Source organism: Brevundimonas sp. (assembly GCF_044336875.1).
Lineage (GTDB): Bacteria > Pseudomonadota > Alphaproteobacteria > Caulobacterales > Caulobacteraceae > Brevundimonas.
Genome location: NZ_JBIIOP010000003.1, coordinates 157,413 through 176,279, shown reverse-complemented (window position 1 = coordinate 176,279; position 18,867 = coordinate 157,413). Strand labels below are relative to the sequence as shown.

General features: G+C 66.5%; 20 protein-coding genes and 3 tRNA genes. 6 read left to right on the top strand and 17 right to left on the bottom strand.

The genetic code is table 11. The features are described from left to right. The first annotated feature begins 83 nt into the window (after window positions 1-83). The 3 genes from ACIQ1T_RS06090 (at window position 84) to ACIQ1T_RS06080 (ending at window position 3,337) form a co-directional block, all read left to right on the top strand. Entirely contained in the window at window positions 84-800 is a 717-nt protein-coding gene (locus tag ACIQ1T_RS06090) for a response regulator transcription factor (protein WP_395943631.1), read from the top strand. Continuing rightward, window positions 797-2,176, top strand: a complete 1,380-nt coding sequence (locus ACIQ1T_RS06085) for an ATP-binding protein (RefSeq protein WP_395943630.1) — start codon at window positions 797-799, stop codon at window positions 2,174-2,176. Before ACIQ1T_RS06090 ends, ACIQ1T_RS06085 begins: the two co-directional genes overlap by 4 nt. A 300-nt stretch (window positions 2,177-2,476) precedes the next feature. Then, the gene (locus ACIQ1T_RS06080) at window positions 2,477-3,337 is read left to right on the top strand and encodes a Ku protein (protein WP_395943629.1); all 861 of its coding nucleotides are present in this window, start codon (window positions 2,477-2,479) and stop codon (window positions 3,335-3,337) included. A gap of 4 nt (window positions 3,338-3,341) precedes the next feature. On the opposite strand, the gene ligD is transcribed toward ACIQ1T_RS06080, so the two are convergent. From ligD to ACIQ1T_RS06065, 3 genes are read right to left on the bottom strand one after another with little or no spacing between them, the layout of a single operon-like run. After that, window positions 3,342-5,885, bottom strand: a complete 2,544-nt coding sequence (gene ligD / locus ACIQ1T_RS06075) for a DNA ligase D (protein ID WP_395943628.1) — start codon at window positions 5,883-5,885, stop codon at window positions 3,342-3,344. A 33-nt stretch (window positions 5,886-5,918) separates the two neighbouring features. Further along, window positions 5,919-7,211, bottom strand: a complete 1,293-nt coding sequence (locus ACIQ1T_RS06070; RefSeq protein WP_395943627.1) for a PQQ-dependent sugar dehydrogenase — start codon at window positions 7,209-7,211, stop codon at window positions 5,919-5,921. After that, window positions 7,211-7,642: a DUF2231 domain-containing protein gene (locus ACIQ1T_RS06065; RefSeq protein WP_395943626.1), complete on the bottom strand. Its 432-nt coding sequence runs from the start codon at window positions 7,640-7,642 to the stop codon at window positions 7,211-7,213. Before ACIQ1T_RS06065 ends, ACIQ1T_RS06070 begins: the two co-directional genes overlap by 1 nt. A 153-nt stretch (window positions 7,643-7,795) precedes the next feature. Between ACIQ1T_RS06065 and ACIQ1T_RS06060 the strand changes: the two genes are divergently transcribed. Further along, window positions 7,796-8,071, top strand: coding sequence for a hypothetical protein (locus ACIQ1T_RS06060; RefSeq protein WP_395943625.1), 276 nt, complete (start codon window positions 7,796-7,798; stop codon window positions 8,069-8,071). 9 nt (window positions 8,072-8,080) lie between these two features. Here ACIQ1T_RS06060 and ACIQ1T_RS06055 read toward each other — a convergent pair whose 3' ends face one another. From ACIQ1T_RS06055 to ACIQ1T_RS06015, 9 genes are all read right to left on the bottom strand, one after another. Then, on the bottom strand, window positions 8,081-9,049 hold the full coding sequence (locus ACIQ1T_RS06055; RefSeq protein ID WP_395943624.1) for a rhodanese-related sulfurtransferase: 969 nt from the start codon (window positions 9,047-9,049) through the stop codon (window positions 8,081-8,083). A gap of 31 nt (window positions 9,050-9,080) precedes the next feature. Further along, window positions 9,081-9,157: transfer RNA gene (locus ACIQ1T_RS06050), tRNA-Arg, on the bottom strand. An 18-nt stretch (window positions 9,158-9,175) separates the two neighbouring features. Continuing rightward, window positions 9,176-9,481 (bottom strand): ETC complex I subunit, encoded by a 306-nt coding sequence (locus ACIQ1T_RS06045; protein WP_395943623.1) that lies wholly within the window; start codon window positions 9,479-9,481, stop codon window positions 9,176-9,178. Window positions 9,482-9,559: 78 nt separating this feature from the next. Further along, window positions 9,560-9,636: transfer RNA gene (locus ACIQ1T_RS06040), tRNA-Pro, on the bottom strand. Between the two features lie 45 nt (window positions 9,637-9,681). Then, the gene (locus tag ACIQ1T_RS06035; protein WP_395943622.1) at window positions 9,682-10,161 is read right to left on the bottom strand and encodes a DUF192 domain-containing protein; all 480 of its coding nucleotides are present in this window, start codon (window positions 10,159-10,161) and stop codon (window positions 9,682-9,684) included. A 22-nt stretch (window positions 10,162-10,183) separates the two neighbouring features. Then, window positions 10,184-10,702: a cold-shock protein gene (locus ACIQ1T_RS06030; protein ID WP_395943802.1), complete on the bottom strand. Its 519-nt coding sequence runs from the start codon at window positions 10,700-10,702 to the stop codon at window positions 10,184-10,186. A 254-nt stretch (window positions 10,703-10,956) separates the two neighbouring features. After that, window positions 10,957-11,031: transfer RNA gene (locus tag ACIQ1T_RS06025), tRNA-Glu, on the bottom strand. 96 nt (window positions 11,032-11,127) lie between these two features. Continuing rightward, a complete protein-coding gene (gene recJ, locus ACIQ1T_RS06020; protein ID WP_395943801.1) occupies window positions 11,128-12,939 on the bottom strand; it encodes a single-stranded-DNA-specific exonuclease RecJ in 1,812 nt (603 codons plus the stop codon). Between the two features lie 41 nt (window positions 12,940-12,980). After that, entirely contained in the window at window positions 12,981-13,430 is a 450-nt protein-coding gene (locus ACIQ1T_RS06015; protein WP_395943621.1) for a hypothetical protein, read from the bottom strand. 91 nt (window positions 13,431-13,521) lie between these two features. Here ACIQ1T_RS06015 and phaC point away from each other — a divergent pair, with 91 nt between their 5' ends. Next, complete coding sequence (phaC, locus tag ACIQ1T_RS06010; RefSeq protein ID WP_395943620.1) at window positions 13,522-15,465, top strand: class I poly(R)-hydroxyalkanoic acid synthase; 1,944 nt, start codon at window positions 13,522-13,524, stop codon at window positions 15,463-15,465. Next, window positions 15,462-15,839: a hypothetical protein gene (locus ACIQ1T_RS06005; RefSeq protein ID WP_395943619.1), complete on the top strand. Its 378-nt coding sequence runs from the start codon at window positions 15,462-15,464 to the stop codon at window positions 15,837-15,839. The genes phaC and ACIQ1T_RS06005 overlap by 4 nt, the downstream gene beginning before the upstream one ends. Here ACIQ1T_RS06005 and msrB read toward each other — a convergent pair. From msrB to rplM, 5 genes are all read right to left on the bottom strand, one after another. Next, on the bottom strand, window positions 15,836-16,339 hold the full coding sequence (msrB, locus tag ACIQ1T_RS06000; protein WP_395943618.1) for a peptide-methionine (R)-S-oxide reductase MsrB: 504 nt from the start codon (window positions 16,337-16,339) through the stop codon (window positions 15,836-15,838). The genes ACIQ1T_RS06005 and msrB overlap by 4 nt on opposite strands. A gap of 65 nt (window positions 16,340-16,404) precedes the next feature. Then, window positions 16,405-17,340 carry an N-acetyl-gamma-glutamyl-phosphate reductase gene (argC, locus tag ACIQ1T_RS05995; RefSeq protein ID WP_395943617.1) on the bottom strand — a complete coding sequence of 312 codons (936 nt, stop codon included), beginning with the start codon at window positions 17,338-17,340 and terminating at the stop codon, window positions 16,405-16,407. A gap of 3 nt (window positions 17,341-17,343) precedes the next feature. Beyond that, window positions 17,344-17,754, bottom strand: coding sequence for an ACT domain-containing protein (locus tag ACIQ1T_RS05990; protein ID WP_395943616.1), 411 nt, complete (start codon window positions 17,752-17,754; stop codon window positions 17,344-17,346). Window positions 17,755-17,832: 78 nt separating this feature from the next. Beyond that, the gene (gene rpsI, locus ACIQ1T_RS05985; RefSeq protein WP_201097390.1) at window positions 17,833-18,324 is read right to left on the bottom strand and encodes a 30S ribosomal protein S9; all 492 of its coding nucleotides are present in this window, start codon (window positions 18,322-18,324) and stop codon (window positions 17,833-17,835) included. A gap of 2 nt (window positions 18,325-18,326) precedes the next feature. Next, window positions 18,327-18,800, bottom strand: a complete 474-nt coding sequence (rplM, locus tag ACIQ1T_RS05980; RefSeq protein WP_395943800.1) for a 50S ribosomal protein L13 — start codon at window positions 18,798-18,800, stop codon at window positions 18,327-18,329. Window positions 18,801-18,867 lie beyond the last annotated feature (67 nt).

Below are 18,867 nucleotides of genomic sequence, written 5' to 3'. Positions count from 1 at the left end.
CCGATTGTATCGTTTTGTATCATTTGATGTAATGAGCGCCTCCGCCGGGCGACAGGGTGGCGACAGACGTCTAGACCGTGACCATGGACCCGCTCTCTCCAGCTCCTGCCCGCGTGCTCGTCGTCGACGATGACGAGGACATTCGCGACCTGATCGTCCAGCAGGTGCGACGGGCCGGATTCGATGTCGCGCAGGCGGCCAGCCTGGGGGACGTCAGGCGTATGCTCGCCGCCGAATCTTTTGACGTCATGCTTCTGGATCTCAATTTGCCGGACGGCGACGGGATAGGCCTGTGTCGCGAGATGCGCGCCGCGGACCGACCCGAGGCGGTGATCATGGTCACGGCGCGCGACGCCTCGATCGACCGGGTGCTCGGCCTCGAGCTGGGAGCGGACGACTATCTGACGAAACCCTTCGAACCCCGCGAACTGGTCGCTCGGATTCGAAACCTGCTGCGTCGCCGCAGCGAGGCGGCCGATCCGGCGCGAAACAAGCGCTATGCCCGGTTCGGCCCGTGGACGCTCGATCTGGTTCAGCGGCGCCTGATCGCAGCGGACGACCGTCTGATCATCCTGTCGTCGGCGGAGCATCGGCTGCTCGAGAAGCTGGTGCGTCAGCCGAACGTGGTGCTGTCCCGTGAAGACCTCCTGCCTGATCGGCGTTCCCTGGCGCCCAATGACCGGTCGATAGACCTCCAGATCAGCCGCCTTCGCTCCAAGCTCGCGCCGCTGGGTGACGGCATGATCGTTACGATCCGCAACGAAGGCTATGTTCTCGCTGCGGATGTCACATTCGAATGAAGGTCGTATTCGCGACGCTCGGAAAACGCATGTGGTCGGCCCTCGATTCAGTTGGCGGCCGCACCTTCGTACTGCTCACGATCGGCATCTCGACGGCCGCAATCCTGTCGATCACCCTGGCCGAGAAGTCGCGACGGCGGGATTTCGAGGCCGTCCGCCTCAATCAGCTGGTAAGCCGCACGGCGGAACTCGACGGCCTGTGGCGCCGCGACTTGCCGGAAAACGAGCGTCAGAAAGAGCTCCAGCTGATGCTCGGGGTCCGACCGCACGACGCGCCCCCGCCCTTTCGTCGAGATGTCGGATTGGAGCGTCGCCTTGAGGCCGCCCTCGGTCCGGGGCGTCATCCCATGGCGGGCCCCACCGCACGCGACGCGTGTCTGCCGCCCGAAGTTGCGGGTCGCGTAACCGCGACGAAGGTCGGGGATGGTTTTGAACTCGTGCTTGACTGCTGGGTGGTCAGTTTCATTCCGAACGGCCAGCCCCGCAAAACCTTTGCGATGTTCCAGCCGCCCTTCATCATTCCCGTCGGCTCCGGCGGCAATCCGGTCTATCTCATCGTCCTGCTGGCGGCGAGCGCCCTCCTTTCCGTCCTGGTCGCCCGTTTCATCACCCGCCCCCTCGCCAGACTGTCCAGCGCCGCCACGGCGTTCGCCGCCTCGCTGGACGCACCGGCCGCCGACGCACGAGGACCGACCGAGGTCCGAGCCGCCCTGTCGACCTTCAACATCATGCAGGCCCGTGTCCGCGAAGGCCTGCGCGAACGCACCCAGCTCCTGGCCGCGATCAGCCACGATCTTCAGACCCCGCTCACCCGCCTGCGGCTTCGGCTTGAGAATGTCGAGGATGAGGCCCTGCGCGAAAGGCTCGTCGCGGACGTCAACGCAACCCAGGCGCTCGTGCGTCAGGGGCTGGATCTTGCGCGGAGCCAGGAGGCGACCGAGGCCTGGTCGGTCGTGGATCTGGATTCTCTCGTTGAAAGTCTCGCTGAAGACGCCGCCGAGTTCGGAGCGGACGTTCGGTTCACCGCCGGCTGCGGCCGCAGTGCGCGGGTACGGCCGACTGCGATCGCCCGCGCCTTGAACAATCTGATCGACAACGGCGTGAAATATGGCGGTCGCGTCGATGTCAGTTGCCGCAGCCTGGGAGATCGCGTTCTGATCGATGTTCGGGACTATGGGCCCGGGCTCGGCGAACCTGATATCGAGCGCCTCTTCGAACCCTTTGTCCGCGGCGGCGCGTCGAGCATGGACGGAAGTCGCGGCACAGGCATCGGCCTGACGATCGCGAGAGCTCAGGCTCACGCATCGGGGGCCGCCATAGAACTTCGCAATCATCCCGGCGGAGGGCTGCTCGCCCGCCTGTCGATCCCGTCCTAGCGGCCTGGGTTCCGTGAACGGACGCGGTTCGCCCGTTTGTCCGCCTTATCGACGCGCTCTTCGAAGGACGTCCGCATCAGAGTCTTGGACGTTCGGCTTCATCGCCGGGTCCATCCTGCTCATCCTGTCAGGGGCGATGCGAAGGAACGCCGGCTGCGAGAGCCACGGGCGCGGTGACGCGGCAAGCCATACGCGGGGCGATGGGCGGCCTGCCGGCGCGACATACGCCCCAGCCCACCTATCGCGAAACGCTTGATCGAGTGGGACGTTAGGTCAACGGAAAAAGAATGGGAGACCACCATGGCCGCACGGCCCGCTTGGCAGGGACATCTGAAACTGTCGCTGGTGACCTGCCCAGTCGCCCTCTACACGGCCGTCTCGTCCAACGCCCACGTCAGTTTCCACCTGATCAATCCGGACACCAACAACCGCATCCGCATGATCCCCACCGATCCGGACACGGGGCCGGTCGAGCGCTCGGACCTGGTGAAGGGCTATGAGGTGTCCAAGGACGAATATGTCCTCTTCGACGACGCCGACTTCGACAAGGTCAAACTGGAGACCACCCGCACCATCTCCATCGACAGTTTTGTCGACGAGGCCGCCATAGACCGTCTGTACTGGGACGACCCCTTCTATGTGGTGCCCGAGAAGGGCGCGGGCGCCGAGGCCTTCGCCGTGATCCGCGACGCCATGAAGTCAGCCGGCAAGATCGCCATTGGCAGCCTGGTCCTGCGCGGCCGCGAACGGCAACTGGCGCTGGAGGTGCGGGGCAAGGGCCTGGTCGCCTATTCGCTGAGGCCGCATGACGAGGTGCGCGAGGCCGAGGACTATTTCGACGAGATTCCGACCGTCAAGGCCGACAAGGACATGGTCGAGATCGCCAGTCGCATCATCGCCCAGAAGGACGCGGGCTTCGATCCCACGAAATTCAAGGACCGATACGACGACGCCCTGCGCGACATGATCAAGGCCAAGCAGAAGGGCGGCAAGAAGGTGGTCGCGGCGCCCGAGCCCGACGACACCAATGTCATCGACCTGATGGAGGCCCTCCGCAACAGTCTGAAGGGGCCGGCTGCCGGCAAGAAGCCCCCTGTGAAGAAGGCGACCAAGGCGGCGACGAAGAAGAAGAAGCCCGCCTCGCGCAACAAGGCCGCCTGACCCCCTACAGGCCCATGGCCTTCAGCACCGGACGCAGGCTGACCGCCCCGTCGCGAAAATCCCTCCACGGATCGGCCTTCTTCAACAGGGCGGGGGCGTCATGCAGGGTGAAGGCGCGTGGATCTAACCCCGTCTTCACCTGGCCCCAGGACAGGGGAAAGGCGATTCCCGCGCCCGGTCTCGCCCGCGCAGACCAGGGAGCCACCGCCGTCGCCATTCGCCCGTTCCTCAGATAATCGATGAAGATCTTTCCGCCCCGCGCCTTCTTGGCCAGGGTGGTGGTGAAACGGTCGGGATCGGCGCGACGCACCTCCTCCGCAACTGCCTTGGCGAAGGCCTTGCACTGATCCCATTCGATCCGGCTGCGCCCGTCCGCCCGGATCGGCACGACCACGTGCAGCCCCTTTCCGCCAGTGGTCTTGACGAAGGGGTTGAGGCCCCGCCGCTGCAACTCGGCCCGTACCGTCCTCGCCGCCGCGATCACCGCCGCAAAATCCAGACCCTCGTCGGGATCGAGATCGAACGTCACCTGCTCCGGCGTCTCCGGATCGCCCGGTCGACAGCCCCAGGGATGCAGCTCCAGCCCGCCGGACTGGGCGACGGCGACCAGGCCGCCGACGTCGCTCACCGAGACATAGGGTTTGCCTTCATGCACATCGATCAGCTTCAGGCGCGGGTTCGACCCCGGCATGGCGTGACGCTGAAAGAAGGTCTCGCCCGCGATCCCCTCCGGCGCGCGGATGATCGACACCGGTCGGTCGGCCACATGGGGCAGTATCCGTTCGGCCGCCATGTCGTAGTAGCGCGCCAGATCGGCCTTGGTGATCGCCGCCCCTCCATCGACGGCAGGCCACAGGATCTTGTCAGGGCTGGACAGGGTCACGCCGGCGACCACGACCTTGTCCTTGCCCACCCGCGGTTTTTGCGTCGCCTTGACCGTCGTCGGCGGTTGAGGATCGTCGACGACATCCCTTGGCGCCTTGTCTTCACGCAGCCCCTTGAACGCCGCCTGGCGCAGCGCCCCGCCCTCGGTGAAGCCGCCGTGCTCCAGTTCGGCGACCAGCTCGGGCCTGAGCCAGTGGATATCCTTTCCGCCTCGCGGCGCCCCCTTGCCGACGAAGGGCGAGATCTGCGCCGCCGCGCCGTTCAGAGCCGGCAGCAGGGTCTTCAACAGCGGCGCGGCATAGCCTGTGCCAACGCGACCGAGATAGCGCAGCCCCTCCTCCTCGGCCACGCCGACCAGCAGGGAACGGAACCGTGTCCCGCCCTCCGACGACCAGCCGCCGATCACCACCTCGTCCCGTCCCCGGCATTTGGACTTGACCCAGGTCGAGGACCGCCCCGCGTGATAGGCAGCGTCCAGTCTCTTGGAAATCACCCCCTCCAGATCCATCCGGCAGGCGCTGTCCAGCACCGCCTGGCCGGTCGAGGCGAAATGGTCGACATAGCGCAGCCGTGTCCGGCTTTTCGCGGGCGTCCGGTCGACGTGGGCCTGCAGCCGCGCCTTGCGATGCGACAGGGGCCGTTTCCTCAGGTCGTCCTCGCCCTCGGACAACAGGTCGAAGGCGAAATAGACCAGGCCCGCCGTGTCCTCGTCGGAGATGGCGGTCTGCAGGGCTGAAAAATCCGGCGTATGGTCATCGCGCAGCGCGCAAAGTTCACCGTCCACCACCCCGTCAGGCCAGTTCGCCGCGTCCGCCGCCAGTTCCGGAAACCGGTCGGTCCAGTCGTGCCCGCGGCGAGTATACAGTTTCGCCCTACCGCCGCCGGTTGCGACCTGAATGCGATAGCCGTCGAACTTGATCTCGTGCACCCACCCCGCTCCGCCGGGCGGATGGTCGGCGACCTTGCACAGCTGGATCGGGACGAAGGTCGACGGCTTGACCAGCCTCGCCTCGCCCGGCTTCGCCCTGGGCTTGGCCGGCCCCTTGCGGGCCACCGGTTTCGACGCGGTCCATTTCGTCTTGCCGTCCGCGATCTCGGCGAGACTGCGCCCCGTGGCGACCGAAGCGTCGATTTCCATATTGGCCTCGCCCTCGCCCGGCACAGCCGCCTCGTCCTTCTCCTTGATCAGCAGCCAGTTGTTGCGTTTCGACGGCTTGCCGCGATCCGACTTCAGCCGCACCAGAGCCCAACCGCCGCGCAGCCGGTCGCCATGCAGGATCATCTTCAGCGAGCCGCGTTTCAGGGCGGCCTCGACATCGGCCTCCTGCGGCTCCCATTCGCCCCGGTCCCACAGCTGGACGGTGCCCGCACCATAGTTGCCGGACGGAATAGTCCCTTCGAAGGTCCCGTAATCGAGCGGATGATCCTCGACTTCGACCGCCAACCGCTTGATCGATGGATCGCGCGACGGCGCCTTGGTCACCGCCCAGGACTTGAGCACCCCTTCATGCTCGATACGGAAATCATAGTGCAGCCGCGTCGCCGCATGCCGCTGGATCAGATAGCTCAGCCGGCCCCTTCCGCCCGACTTTGCTCCGCCCCGTGGCTCCGGCGTCCGATCGAAGTCTCGCTTGGACCGGTAGGCCTCCAATCCGTTCGCCATGCTCCCTCGCTGTTCGTCAGCCCGTTCGCAGGCTCAGCGACGCGGCGCGATCCGCCAGACCGTGTTGGACAGGTCGTCCGCGACCAGCAGGATGCGACGTTGCGGATCATAGGTGACCCCCACAGGACGCCCGCGGGCCTCGCCGTCCTTGATGAAGCCCGTCGCGAAATCGACCGGCGCGCCGTTGGGGCGGCCATTGGCGAACGGCACCCAGGCGACCTTGTAGCCGGACAGATCCTGGCGGTTCCAACTGCCGTGCTCGCCGATGAAGGCGCCCTGGCTGAACCCGCCGCCGAAGCCGCCGCCGGTCACGAAGCTGACCCCCAGGGCGGCGACGTGCGAACCCAGGGCGTAGTCGGGCGCGATGGCGCTGGCGACCTTGTCCGGGTCCTGCGGGCGGACGCGCGGGTCGATGTTCTGGCCCCAGTAGCTGTAAGGCCAGCCGTAGAAGCCGCCCTCGCGCACCGAGGTCAGATAGTCAGGCACCAGTTGCGGGCCCAGTTCGTCACGCTCGTTGACCACCGCCCAGAGAGCGCTGGTGGTGGGCTCGATCGCCAGGGCGGTGGGATTGCGGATCCCGGTCGCGAAGGTGCGATGCGCGCCGGTCTGACGGTCGATGGCCCAGACCACAGCCCGGTCCTGCTCCACACTCAGACCCCGCTCGCCGATGTTCGAATTCGAGCCGATGCCGACATACAGGGTCAAGCCGTCGGCGCTGGCGGTCAGGGACTTGGTCCAGTGGTGGTTGATGGCCGACGGGAGCTTGGTCAGTTCCTGCCCCGGCGCCGTGATCCGTGTCTGACCCTGTTGATAGGGGAAGCGCAGCAGGGCGCCCTGTTCGGCCACATAGAGCGAGCCGTCCACGAAGGCCATGCCATAGGGGGCGTCGAGATTGTCGATGAAGGTGGTGCGAACTTCAGGTTGGCCGTCGCCATTGGCGTCGCGCAGCAATGTGATGCGGTTTCCGCCCTTCACGCTGGTCTTGCCCTTGGCCTTGATGATTCCGGCGATGACATCCTTGGGACGTACCTTCGGCGCATGACCACCAGAGCCCTCGGCGATGAGGATGTCGCCGTTGGGCAGCACCAGGATCTGGCGCGGAATTTTCAGGTCGGTCGCCATCGGCATGATGGTGAAGCCGTCCGGCACGGTCGGCGCCTCGCCGTTCCAGCCCACCGGCGTGGCGATCCTCATGGGCGGAACCAGGGTCTCGTTGCGCCCTGGAAGGTCCGGATTGGCGCCGGTCTGGTTCAGATTCGGATCGCTGCGGCCGCAGCCGGCCAGGACCAGAACGATGGCGGTCGCGCCGAGGAGATTACGGATCATCACGCGATCTCCCGCACGGTCGAGATGGAATAGGCGAACCAGCCGGCGACCAGCACCAGCACTGTGGACAGGATCGACAGCGTCAGGCCGAACGCCCCGACCGAACTCCAGGCGTCCTGGCTGTGTTTGAAGGCGTTGATCAGACCGAACACCCAGGCCAGGAAAAGGGCGATCACATGAACCAGGGCATGGCGCCGTCCGGCGCCCCGCCAAGCCAAAGCCAGGTCGATCAGGGCCCAGAGTCCCGCCAGGCCGCCCGAGACCAAGGCGCCGACGATCAGCCAGGCCGAGAAGTTCGACCACTGCATCTCCGCCGTCTTCAGATAGGCGATGTCGCTGATCAGGGCTGCGCAGAACAGGGCGATGGGAAAGGCCAAGATGATCCCGTGCAGGGGATTCAGTCTCGCGCGAAAACCGGGCGCGGCGTGCATAGGCGGCTCCTCCACATCGCCAACCACGGCGACGCCTGATCCAACTCATGGCTTGGCCATTGGTTCATCACGGAGAACGCCAATCAAGCCGTCACAACCGTCACGCGCCCGCCTCACCTTCCGAAGCCTCGGAAATCATGTCAGGCTGGGAGCATGAAAACCTTCGTCATCACCGCCCTTTCCCTGGCCCTCGTCGCCACGACCGCCGCCTGCACGGACAGCAAGCGGGCTCGCAACGACGCCACCTGGGGCGACAAGCCGGCGGACATCACCTGCTGGACCTATGGCGTCGAGAACTTCAAGGGTCGCTCGACCGGCAAGGTCGAATATGACGACGGCGGCCGGATCTCGTTCGTTGACGCCTCCAACAACCGCTACACCACGATCGATGGCGATTGCCGCGTGGTCTATCAGCAGCCGGCCAAATAGGCGGCGCCGTCAGGCAGGATCGCTGCGGCCCAGATGGGCGTCGCCGCGCCGGCGGGCCAGTTCGATCTGGCGCTGACGCTCCGCATAGCGAAGCCGTTGTGCGTCGTCCCGAGTATCCCGGCAATTCGCGCAACAGACGCCTTCGATGAAGTGCGGCGACGCCCTGCCCTCCGCATTGACCGGCATCCGGCACCCCCGGCACAGCGTGTGATCGCCCTGGACAAGGCCATGGCCGACCGAGACGCGCTCGTCGAAGACAAAACAGTCCCCGCGCCACAGGCTGTCTGCGGCGTCGATCGTCTCGAGGTAGCGCAGGATCCCGCCTTCCAGATGATGGACATTCTCGACCCCCTCGGCCTTGAGGAAGGCGGTCGACTTCTCGCAACGGATGCCGCCGGTGCAGTACATGGCCACCCTCTTCGGCTTCATCTCGTCCATCAGGGCGCGGCCTTCGGTGCGGAACCAGTCCGGGAAGTCGCGGAAACTGCGGGTGTTCGGCTGGATCGCGCGCGCGAAGGCGCCGATCTCACCCTCATAATCGTTGCGGGTGTCGATCACGAGCGTGGTCGGATCGGCGATCAGGGCATTCCAATCGGCGGGAGAGACATAGACGCCGGCCTGCCGCGCGGGATCCAGGTCCGGCTGCCCCATGGTGACGATCTCTTGCTTGATCCGGACCTTCAGCCGCAGGAACGGCATGTCGCTGGTCCAGGCGTATTTGACCTCGAGATCCTCGAAACCCGGAATATCGCGGATCTCGGCCAGAACGGCTTCGATTCCCGCCTCGGGGCCGGCGATCGTGCCGTTCAGCCCCTCCGCGGCCACCAGAAGCGTACCCCTGACCGCGCTGGCCACGCAGACGGACTGAAGGCGGTCCCGCACCGCCTCGACATCGCCGACGACGGCGAAGCGATAGAGGGCGGCGACACGAATGCCTCCGTTCGGGCCGGTATCGGGGACTGTGAGGAAGTCGGTCATGGCGTGCCTTTCAGCGCCGCCGTCGCGAACGTGGCGCGCCCTGCAGGACTCGAACCTGCAACCGTCCGCTTAGAAGGCGGGTGCTCTATCCGGTTGAGCTAAGGGCGCTCGGCAGCGAGCCGGGCGTCAGTGCGTCCAGGGCTGTTTGCGGTTGGTGGCGAAATTGTCGGCATAGGCCTTGATGATCGTCGGGGCTTCGTTCGGCTCGTGCAGGCGGAACGGGATGCCGTGACGTTCGGCGTAGGCGATGGCCTCTTCCTTCGAATCGAACGGCAGACGGACCTGACCGTTCATGTCCGACGAGCTGGTCCAGCCCATCAGCGGATCAAGGGTGCGGGCCGAAGCCGGTTCAAACTCAAGGCGCCAGTCGCGGCTCTTGGCCTTGCCGGACTGCATAGCGGTCTTGGCTGGGCGGTAGATGCGGGCGAGCATGGCGAAATCCCTAGTGATCGGCAGGTCCTGTGGGCCTGCCATAACCCGCGCCGGACATGGAATCCAGCGGCCGTCCATTGGTCGGGGCGAGAGGATTCGAACCTCCGACCCTCTGGTCCCAAACCAGATGCGCTACCAGGCTGCGCTACACCCCGGACCGAACGGAGCGCTCTATTGGCACTTCACGCGGCGATCCGCAATCAAGGCTTGAAATAAGGATGCAAAACCTTGTCGCCGGGCCTCGCATTGATCTCTTCCGCGCGGCCGGCGCGCAGCTCCAGCACCCCGTTCGCGGCGCCGTTCGACGGAATCGGCGCTTCCGAGAAGGGCGTCGCGTGCGAGGCGATGGAGACGATTCGCCCCTGCGGATCGATATAGAGGATGTCCAGCGAACTGGGCGTGTTGCGCATCCAGAAACTCTGTTCGCGCGCCGCCTCGCCGGGCCATTGGAACAACATGCCGCGGTCATCCTCTAGCGGCGGGCGGAACATCAGGCCGCGCTGGCGTTCAGGCTCCTCGTCAGCGATCTCGACCCAGAAGGCGTGCTCGCCCGAGGTGGTGACGATGGCCAGCTTCTGAAGGGGCTCGCCGTTCGGGCCGTCCGGCGCCTTGGCTGCGCAGCCGGCGACCGCCAGCGCCAGAAGACCGGCCGTCAGGAAACGTCTCGTCGCGTCGAACATACGCCCTCCGTGGGCGCGCCGATCAGCCGCCCGTTCTGATTTCCGCGACCACCAGTCCCTTGGGACCACTGGCGAATCGCACATGGACCACGTCGCCGGGGACCAGATCGTCCAGGCCGCAGCGACGCAGGGTCTCGATATGGACGAAGATATCGCCGGCCTCGCGCACGACGAATCCGTAGCCCTTGGTCCGATTGAACCATTTGACCACGGCAGGCTCCAGCGCCCCGTCGACGTCCGGCGATCGCGCATGGGCCTCAGCGGCAGGCGCCGGACGGCGCACAACCACGCTGGGCTCGCCGGCGCCGAGATCGTGGATCTCGATCGCCTGCCATCCCTTGGACCGCTTCACACAATCACAGGTTATCGCCGCACCCTCGTCGGCGGTCTCTCGACCGGTCTCGCGAAGGCTGCTGATGTGCAGGAGCACGTCGCGCAGCTCGGTCAGCGTCGGATCGTCCGGGACGATGAAGCCATAGCCCTTCGCCGGATCGAACCATTTCACGCGCCCGACGACACGAACGGTCTCCGCCGTTTCCATCCCATCGTAATCAGACAACTTCAGACCCCCGTCCGCTCCTCTAACGGACACACGATTACGTTTAACACTGTTCCGTGAATCTTTGGAAAGGTCAAAATTGGGGGAAACCGCCTTAATGTTGCGGTTCTTAGTAGAAACGTTCCGGTTGTGTAGCCCAAAACACACTCGTGCGAACGAACTTGCCGCACACGAACGATAAATCGAGGGAGGGTCGCGACCGGCGGCCTGGCGGCTCGACCGGTCTTCATCCCGCGTGGCAGTCCCTAGGGGAGTCGAACCCCTCTTTTCAGGTTGAAAACCTGACGTCCTAACCGATAGACGAAGGGACCGCTGCGCGGGAGAGCCGGCGATATAGCCGCGCCCTCGGACGGGTGCAAGCGTGGATTTCGAGTTTTTTCGACGACTTGAGGATCGCTCGCGCCCGGTCAGACCATGCGGGGATCGGCGACGTCTTCGATCTCGAACTGCACGCCACGACGGCCGTTCCAGTCGTCCGCCTTCAGACGACCCACGACATTCAGCCCGCCCTGCCCGCTCAACAGCGCCTGCCCGGTCGGCAGGTCGGCGCAGCGCCAGGCGATGGCCCGCACAGAGGCCCCGTCCGGTCCGACCAGCCGGCAACGGACATGGCCGCCGTTCATCTGCACCGGCTCGCGCGCCTGCACGCCGTTCAGAGCGAAAACCGGTTCGGGATTGGCCGGACCGAAGGGCGCCAGTTGCTCGAACGATTCGAACAGGGTCCGCGTCGCCGCGCCGGGATCGATCAGGGCGTCGATCTCCAAGGCGTCCATGGCCACGGCCTCGATCCGTTCGCCGGCAAGCCGGTCGTTCAGAAAGCCGATCAATTCCGTCAGACGCGCGCCATCCATAGTCAGGCCCGCCGCCATGGCGTGACCACCGCCGGCCAGCAGGATCCCGTCCTCCCAGGCCGCCTGGATGGCGCGCCCCAGATTCATGCCGGGTTGCGACCGCCCAGAGCCCTTGCCCAGGCCGGTGACCGGATCCAGGCCGATGACAATCACCGGCTTGCGCCAGCGCTCGCGCAGGCGGCCCGCGACAATGCCGACGACGCCCGGATGCCAATCCTCGCCCGCCACCACGACCACGGCCGTCTCGTCGGCGTGGGCGCCGGTCGCCTCCACCTTTCGCACGGCGGATTCGGTCACGGCCCGCTCGACTTCGCGGCGCGACAGGTTCAGCGCATCCAGTTCCAGCGCCAGCGCCTCGGCCTCGGCAGGATCGTCGGTCGACAACAGGCGCGCCCCCAGGTCCGACCGGCCGATGCGACCACCGGCGTTGATGCGCGGCCCCAGAATAAAGCCGGCATGATTGGTTTTGGCCGGCCCCTGCTCGGCTCCGGCGGCGGCCAGCAGCGCGCGCAGGCCGGGGTTCTTCCAGTCGCCCATGACCTTCAGGCCCAAACCGGTCAGGGCCCGGTTGAACCCGGTCAGGCCGGTGACGTCGCAGATGGCGCCCAAGGCCGCCAGATCCAGCCACTGGCGGATATCCGGCTCGGGCCTGTCGGCGAACAGGCCGCGTCGGCGCGCCTCGCGGTTCAGGGCCGCCAGAAGGACGAAGACCACCCCTGCAGCCGCCAGATTGCCCTGTCCCGAGTTGCAGCCCGGCCGGTTCGGATTGACGACAGCCAGGGCCTTGGGCGGTTCGCTGCGCATCAGATGGTGGTCGATGACGACGATCTTCAGGTCGATGGCCGCCGCATGGGCCAGGGCCTCGTTGGCCGCCGCCCCGCAGTCGACCGTCACCACCAGATCGGCGCCCGAGGCCTTGAGCGTGTCGAAGGCCCTGGCGCTGGGGCCGTAACCCTCGGTCAGACGGTCGGGCACATAGATGGGCAGATCCGCCCCCATGGCCCGAAACCAGCGCACCAGCAGCGCGGCGCTTGAGGCGCCGTCGACGTCGTAGTCGGCGAAGACATGGATGCTCGCCTGGGCCTGCAGCGAGTCGAGAAGGGCCTCGGCTGCGGCGTCCATATCCATGAAACTGGACGGATCGGGAAACAGGGCGCGCAGGGTCGGGGTCAGAAAATCCGCCCCCTGATCGGCGCGCACGCCGCGCGAGGCCAGGGCGCGCGCCAGCGGCTCCTCCAGCCCAAGCCCCTGCATATGGGCGCGGATGGTGGCGGCCTCGGCCGGGCGCTGACGCCAGGCGCGACCGGACAGAGAGGTGGTCACTCCCAGGAACGCACTGTCGATTCTGATGCCGCCGTCGTCCGCCATCATCGCATCATCCCGGGATTCGACACCCCCGGCGACAGACTTCATTGCGGCGGGCGGCGATCGATCGCGGCGGGCGCCCGGGCGCGGTCGCGCAGGGCCTGGGCGAAGGCGTCGATGTCCGCCTGGGTTCGGGCCGAGTCGGGCGAGACCGGAATGGCCCCGACCTGGGCGCGGGCCTCCGCCGCCAGGGTCTCGGCGTCGCCCAGGGTCCAGTCGATGCGCGCGACCTCGCCGCCCAGTGTTCCGCCCTGCCCCTGCAGCGTCTGCACCTGGGCCGCAACCTGGGTCGCCGCCGGCAGGTCGGTCGGGGCGGCGGGGAAATTCTCCCAGCTGGGATAGTGGCGATTGGCGTCGACCAATTCTTGGACGCGCGGCGCGATGGCCGAACTCGGATCGGTCTTGGGCGCGAACGAGCCGGCGCAGGCCGCCAGGGGCGCCAGACAGATCATCAAGGCCGTCAGCCTCGTCTTTTTACGGATGTGCACGTTCATTTCGGGGTCGGTCTTATGCCATCATGGCCCCGTGCGGAAGGGCGTGGCGCCGAACCGGCTCTCGGCACGCCGGAAACGCGAGGGACAAGCCATGGCCAAACCGTCGAAGGACAGGGTCGATCCGGTCGCCAAGGCGCCCCGCAAGCCCGGCCGGCCGACCTCGGCGAAGCCCCGCCCTCCCAAGGCGAAGAAGGCGGCCGCACCGCCGCCAGAGGCCGAGCCCCAGCCGCATACCGCGCCCGACCCCACGCCTGAACCGCAGGATGCGCCCTTCCCCGGCGCCGACACTGCACGGCTGCTGGAAACCCTGTCCATGAATCTGGCCAAGGCGGCGATGATGGCCCAGAGCGCCATCGCCGAGGCGGCCCTGTCCCAGGCCGACCGCCCCGCCGCCCTGTCGCCCGATCCATTCAACGTCGCCCCGGCCATGACCTCAGTCATGAGCAGCCTGGCGGCCCGGCCCGAGAAACTGTTCCAGGCCCAGGCTGATCTGTTCGGCCGCTATATGGAGCTGTGGACCACCACGGCCAGCGGCGCGGCCGCCGCCCCGCCCCCCGCCGACAAGCGGTTCCGCGACCCGGCTTGGTCGGACAATCCGATGTTCGACATGATGCGGCGGTCCTATCTGCTGACCTCGGACTGGATGAACGGGCTGATCGCCGGGGTCGAGGACGTCGATCCCGCAGTGAAGCGCCGCGCCCAGTTCTTCACCCGCCTGCTGACCGACGCCTTCTCGCCGTCCAACTTCCTGGCGTCCAACCCCGTGGCCCTGAAGGCCCTGGCCGAGACCAGCGGCGAATCCCTGGTCAAGGGCATGCAGAATTTCGCCGCCGATCTGGAACGTGGCGGCGGTTCCCTGCGGATCAGCCAGGCGGACTACGGCAAGTTCGTCGTCGGCGAGAACGTCGCCACCGCGCCCGGCCAGGTGATCTGGCGCGACGACCTGTTCGAACTGATCCAGTATGCGCCGGCCACGCAGACCCAGCACGCCGTGCCGTTGCTGATCTTCCCGCCTTGGATCAACAAATTCTACATTCTGGACCTGCAGCCGGCCAATTCGCTGATCCGCTGGCTGTCGGCCCAGGGGTTCAGCGTCTTCGTCTGTTCCTGGATCAATCCCGACCTCGACAAGGCCGGCTACGGCTTCGACGACTATCTGGAAAAGGGTGTCTATCGCGCCGTCGAGAAGACGCTGGAACAGGCCGGAACCGAACAGTTGAACGCTGTCGGTTACTGTATCGGCGGCACCCTTCTGGGCGCGGCCCTGGCTCACATGGCGGCCCGGGACGACACGCGCGTCGCCGCGGCCACCTTCTTCGCCGCCCAGCACGATTTCGCCGAAGCCGGCGACCTGCTGCTGTTCACAGACGAACACTGGATTGCGGAGATCGAACGCCAGATGGACGCCGCCGGCGGGATCCTGCCCGGCGCGGCCATGGCCGAGACGTTCAACGCCCTGCGTTCCAACGACCTGATCTGGTCCTTCTTCATCAGCAACTATCTGCTTGGCAAGGATCCGCCCGCTTTCGACCTGCTGTTCTGGAACGCCGACCAGACCCGGATGCCCAAGGCCCTGCACCTGGCCTATCTGCGCCAGATGTACGGCGCCAACGCCCTGGCCCAGGGTCGGTTCGAGATCGGCGGCCTGACCGCCGACCTGTCGAAGGTGACCATCCCCCTCTATTTCCAGGCCAGCCGCGAGGATCATATCGCGCCGATGAATTCGGTCTATCGTTCGGCAAGACTGTTCGGCGGGCCTGACGTGACCTTCACCCTGGCCGGGTCCGGCCATATCGCCGGAGTCATCAACGCCCCGGCGGCGCGGAAATACCAGCACTGGACCAACGCCGCCCTGCCCGCCTCCCTGGCCGATTGGCAGGCGGGCGCCGTAGAACATCCCGGCAGTTGGTGGGGCCACTGGGCCGACTGGCTGCACGCGCGGTCGGGCGAACAAATCCCCGCCCGCAATCCCGCCCAGGGTCCGCTCGCTCCGCTTGAACCGGCGCCGGGCAGTTATGTGAAAGTGACGTCTTGAACCGTATCGAACCCAATATCCTGCTGGCCGTCAGCACCGGCGTCGCCCTGATCCTGCTGGTCATGACGGCCGCGACCTTCGGCGAGCCGGGCAATACGCCCAAGTACGTCATCAGCGCCGTGGTCTGTTCGGTCCTGTTCGTGGCCCTGAACGGCTGGACGGCGCGGATGATGAAACGGCCCAGGCCTCAGCCGATGATCAGTGCGGCCTCGCCCGCCACGGCGGTCTGGGCGGGTCTGTTTCCGTTGCTCGTCATCGTCGCCGCCGTCGCGCCCGTCTTCCTGCCGGGCCACGACTACGGCCTGCTGATCATCATCGCGGCGGTCTGGTTCGGCGTGACGGTGGATTCCGCCATCCGCGCCAACCGCTCCTAGGCGGGCACGAACTTCAGCGCCACGCCGTTGTTGCAGTAACGCAGCCCGGTCGGGCGAGGGCCGTCGGGAAAGACATGGCCCTGGTGCCCCAGGCAACGGGCGCAGTGGTATTCGGTGCGGGGAATGCCGATGGCCAGATCGCGCTTGCGGCCGATATTGGCCGCGATGGCGTCATAGAAGCTGGGCCACCCGGTGCGGGAATCGAACTTCCAGCCCGAGCGAAACAGCGGCAGGTCGCAGCCCTTGCAGACAAAGGTTCCGCGCCCGTGCTGGTCGTTCAACGGACTGGAATAGGGCGTCTCGGTCCCTTCGTGCCGCATGACGCGCCAGGAGGCGTCGCCAAGCCGGCGCCGCCAGTCTGCATCAGACACGCGACGATAGGCCGATGTGGCGTACTGCGCCTCTCCGGCCTCGACGGGCTCCGGAGAACAGGCGGACAGGGCGAGCGCGCCGGCGCCCATCATAAGGCCCCGGCGATTCAGGATCAGGGACTGGGTCATGAAACCCAGTACGATGGCGCGGGCGGAAAGGTTTCTCCGCTCTCGCTCCTCGCCGGGTCAGGCCATCAGATCAGGCCTGCCGTCTCGTCCAGACCCAGCATGATGTTCAGGTTCTGCACCGCCGCGCCGGACGCGCCCTTGCCCAGATTGTCCAGAAGGGCGACCAGTCGCACCTGCTCCCCCGACCGGTCGCCGAAGACGTGCAGTCTCAGCCGATTGGTGCCGTTCAGGCCCTCCGGCTCCAGGCCGCTCATGGCCTCGGTCTCCTCCAGGTCAGCGACCTCGACGAACCTCTGACCGTCATAGGCTTCGACCAGGGCGCCGTGCAGCCGCTCGACCGAAGGCGTCTCCGGCAAGGCGGCCAGATGCAACGGAACCTCGACCAGCATCCCCTGGCGATAGTTTCCAACGGCCGGGGCGAACAGGACGTCGCGGCTCAGCCCCGCGTGTCTGGTCATCTCCGGCACATGCTTGTGCTTCAGCGTCAGGCCATAGGCGCGATAGGCGGTCGACGCCCCTTCGGCCTCGAACTCGGCGATCATGGCCTTGCCGCCGCCGGAATAGCCCGACACCGCATTGACCGTGACCGGATGGTTCGACGGCACCAGCCCCGCCTTCACCAGCGGTCGCATCAGACCGATGAAACCGGTCGGATAGCAACCGGGATTGGACACGAACTGCGAGCGCTGGATCAACTCGCGCTGACCGGCGTCCATCTCGGGGAAGCCATAGGCCCAGCCCGGCGCGACTCGATAGGCGGTCGAGGCGTCGATCACCTTGACCGCAGGGTTTTCCACCATCGCCACCGCCTCGCGCGCGGCATCGTCCGGCAGGCACAGGATCACGGCGTCGGCGCTGTTCAGCGCCTCGCGTCTTGCGTTCACGTCACGACGACGCTCGCCCAGCAGCAGCAGGTCCAGATCGGCTCGGGCTTCCAGCCGCTCGCGGATTTCGAGCCCCGTGGTGCCGGCTTCGCCGTCGATGAAGATGGTGTGGGTCATCGTCTATCCCCTGCTCCGGGCCTGCAGCGCCCCGAGGGCCGCCATGGCTTCTTCAGCCTGACGTTCCGGGACGAAAATATGGTCATGCCGACTTCCGGCGACGACATTGGCGCTGACGCCGGCCTGGGCCAGCGCCGTGGCGAAGGCCGCTGTAAGGCCGACGGCTTCGAGATCCGAGTGGACCTTCAGCGATATCATCCGCATGGCCGGCCCAAAGATCAGACCGTTGGCGACCGCGACCTCCTTCGGAACGACGACCGTGACGGCCTCGTCCTCCTGCACGACGACGACCGGCGACAAGGCCGAGATCGCCCGGCCGTCCAGTTCCGGCAGTTCGCAGAAGACGAACACCCCGTCCCGCAGCACCGGCGTCATTGTCGAGAGCAGCGTCGGCAGGTCCGAGATCGCAGCCATGGTCTTTCCTGTCGGACAAAGAAAAAGGGCGCTCCGGGTCTCCCCGAAGCGCCCCAAATCCAAACCGCGTGAACGCGATTAGCGCTTCGAGAACTGGAAGCTGCGGCGAGCCTTGGCGCGGCCGTACTTCTTGCGCTCGACGACGCGGCTGTCGCGGGTCAGGAAGCCGTGCGGCTTCAGGACCTTGCGCAGTTCCGGTTCGAAGTGCGTCAGGGCGTGCGACAGGCCGTGGCGGATGGCGCCGGCCTGGCCGGACAGGCCCGAACCTTCGACGGTGCAGACCACGTCATACTGGGTGGCGCGATCCGAAACGGTCAGCGGCTGGGCGATCATCATGCGCAGCACGGGACGAGCGAAATACTGCTCCTGGTCCTTGCCGTTGATGGTGATCTTGCCGGTGCCGGGCTTCACCCACACGCGGGCGATGGCGTTCTTGCGCTTGCCGGTCGAATAGGCGCGGCCCTGGGCGTCCAGCTTCTGGACATAGACCGGGGCGTCGTTCTCGACCGAAGAGCTCAGGCCCTTCAGGGCGTCGAAGCCGGTGGCGGTGTCTTGCGTCGCGTCAGTCATGCTCAGGCGCTCCGGGTGTTCTTGGCGGACGCCGACTTGAAGTCGATCGTTTCCGGTTGCTGGGCTTCATGTTCGTGCGCGGCGCCGGCGAACAGACGCAGGTGCGTCAGTTGCTTGCGGGCCAGCGGGCTTTCCTTCGGCAGCATGCGCTCGACGGCCTTCTCGAGCACGCGCTCGGGGAAGCGGCCGCCCAGAACCTTCTCGGGGGTCGTCGACTTGACGCCGCCCGGGTGGCCCGTGTGACGATAGTAGACCTTGTCGGTCGACTTCTTGCCGGTGAACACCACCTTGTCGACGTTGGTGACGACGACATAGTCGCCGCAGTCAACGTGCGGGGTGTAGTCGCCGCGGTGCTTGCCGCGCAGACGGTTGGCGATGAAGGTCGCGAGACGGCCCACCACGACGCCTTCGGCGTCGATATGGATCCATTTCTTCTCGACCTCGGCCGGCTTCAACGAAGCCGTGGTGCTCTTCAGCATGAGGGGGTTCCTGGAGACGAAAATCGGGTCCGGCCCCCGAGGGAACCGAATGAAGGCGCGCTGA

Bases quoted from the DNA above. Each gene is read 5' to 3' on its own strand.
- ACIQ1T_RS06060 (WP_395943625.1), top strand. From the start codon at position 7,796: ATGAAAACCTTCGTCATCACCGCCCTTTCCCTGGCCCTCGTCGCCACG.
- rpsI (WP_201097390.1), bottom strand. From the start codon at position 18,324: ATGACTGACGCGACGCAAGACACCGCCACCGGCTTCGACGCCCTGAAG.
- ligD (WP_395943628.1), bottom strand. From the start codon at position 5,885: ATGGCGAACGGATTGGAGGCCTACCGGTCCAAGCGAGACTTCGATCGG.
- msrB (WP_395943618.1), bottom strand. From the start codon at position 16,339: ATGACCCAGTCCCTGATCCTGAATCGCCGGGGCCTTATGATGGGCGCC.
- ACIQ1T_RS05990 (WP_395943616.1), bottom strand. From the start codon at position 17,754: ATGGCTGCGATCTCGGACCTGCCGACGCTGCTCTCGACAATGACGCCG.
- ACIQ1T_RS06065 (WP_395943626.1), bottom strand. From the start codon at position 7,642: ATGCACGCCGCGCCCGGTTTTCGCGCGAGACTGAATCCCCTGCACGGG.
- phaC (WP_395943620.1), top strand. From the start codon at position 13,522: ATGGCCAAACCGTCGAAGGACAGGGTCGATCCGGTCGCCAAGGCGCCC.
- ACIQ1T_RS06070 (WP_395943627.1), bottom strand. From the start codon at position 7,211: ATGATCCGTAATCTCCTCGGCGCGACCGCCATCGTTCTGGTCCTGGCC.
- ACIQ1T_RS06035 (WP_395943622.1), bottom strand. From the start codon at position 10,161: ATGTTCGACGCGACGAGACGTTTCCTGACGGCCGGTCTTCTGGCGCTG.
- ACIQ1T_RS06090 (WP_395943631.1), top strand. From the start codon at position 84: ATGGACCCGCTCTCTCCAGCTCCTGCCCGCGTGCTCGTCGTCGACGAT.
- recJ (WP_395943801.1), bottom strand. From the start codon at position 12,939: ATGGCGGACGACGGCGGCATCAGAATCGACAGTGCGTTCCTGGGAGTG.
- ACIQ1T_RS06015 (WP_395943621.1), bottom strand. From the start codon at position 13,430: ATGAACGTGCACATCCGTAAAAAGACGAGGCTGACGGCCTTGATGATC.
- ACIQ1T_RS06045 (WP_395943623.1), bottom strand. From the start codon at position 9,481: ATGCTCGCCCGCATCTACCGCCCAGCCAAGACCGCTATGCAGTCCGGC.
- argC (WP_395943617.1), bottom strand. From the start codon at position 17,340: ATGACCCACACCATCTTCATCGACGGCGAAGCCGGCACCACGGGGCTC.
- ACIQ1T_RS06085 (WP_395943630.1), top strand. From the start codon at position 797: ATGAAGGTCGTATTCGCGACGCTCGGAAAACGCATGTGGTCGGCCCTC.
- ACIQ1T_RS06055 (WP_395943624.1), bottom strand. From the start codon at position 9,049: ATGACCGACTTCCTCACAGTCCCCGATACCGGCCCGAACGGAGGCATT.
- ACIQ1T_RS06080 (WP_395943629.1), top strand. From the start codon at position 2,477: ATGGCCGCACGGCCCGCTTGGCAGGGACATCTGAAACTGTCGCTGGTG.
- ACIQ1T_RS06030 (WP_395943802.1), bottom strand. From the start codon at position 10,702: ATGGAAACGGCGGAGACCGTTCGTGTCGTCGGGCGCGTGAAATGGTTC.